An 821-nucleotide genomic window follows, 5' to 3' on the forward strand; every position below is an offset into this window, starting at 1 on the left:
CTCTCCAATCGATATCCTCCAGCCGCAGTCGCGTCACCTCTCCCGCACGCAAGCCGTACGTCGACAGCATCATCAGAATGGCGTAGTCGCGTAGCCCTATCGGGGAACGGTCCTGGCGCGTGGAACCTAGGACCGCGCTGATGTCGGCGGGGCGTAACGCCGAGGGAATAGACTCGTATGCATACGTAGTTGGAACAATGATGAAACGAGAAAGGTCGCGATCGGTACGCCCCGTCTCATAGAGGTAACGAACGAAGCTGCGAAGCAATAACGCGATACTTTTACGCGATACCCGACGCAGCGACGAAACTCGGCTTTGCAGATAGCAATCAATATCCGATACCGTCAATTGCATCAACGTTTCGGCGCCTTTGCACCGTCCACCGAAGCACAGGAATCGTTGTGCTTCGGCCAGAAGGCCGTCAACCGTTTCGGCTGCCAGCCCTCGCCACTCCCGAAGCCATTGACCGTATTCCTCGCACAGTTTGCGATTAAACCTTGCGTTCACACTGGAAGGGATCGGATCGGGTGGCCACTTGCCAATAGCCAATCGCAGCAACTGATGGATGCCGGTCGTATGGGACGCTCTCCAGCCTCGTAAGGAGAGTGGAGAGTGACCGCGGTTATGCCGGAAGCGTCGAAGTTCGCATCCAAGATACGCCGATACGTCTGTTAGCGTTGCCGTCTTAACAGGTATTCGTCGCCTGTCGAGAAATCGAAGGAAGTTCGCCGCGACTGCCAGATAGCGATTGCGGATTTGGACACTATATCGCTCGACTACAAGATGCTGCTCGAGCTTGCTGAGCAGCGTTTCGTGCTTT

Annotated in this window: 1 protein-coding gene; it reads right to left on the reverse strand. The window is 55.8% G+C overall.

Translation table 11 applies throughout. The features are described 5' to 3' along the window. Positions 1-821 (reverse strand): tyrosine-type recombinase/integrase (locus AB4Y32_RS40410; RefSeq protein ID WP_368726576.1); only part of this gene is annotated, 821 nt, incomplete at both ends.

It is taken from the genome of Paraburkholderia phymatum (genome assembly GCF_040965635.1).
GTDB lineage: Bacteria > Pseudomonadota > Gammaproteobacteria > Burkholderiales > Burkholderiaceae > Paraburkholderia > Paraburkholderia phymatum_B.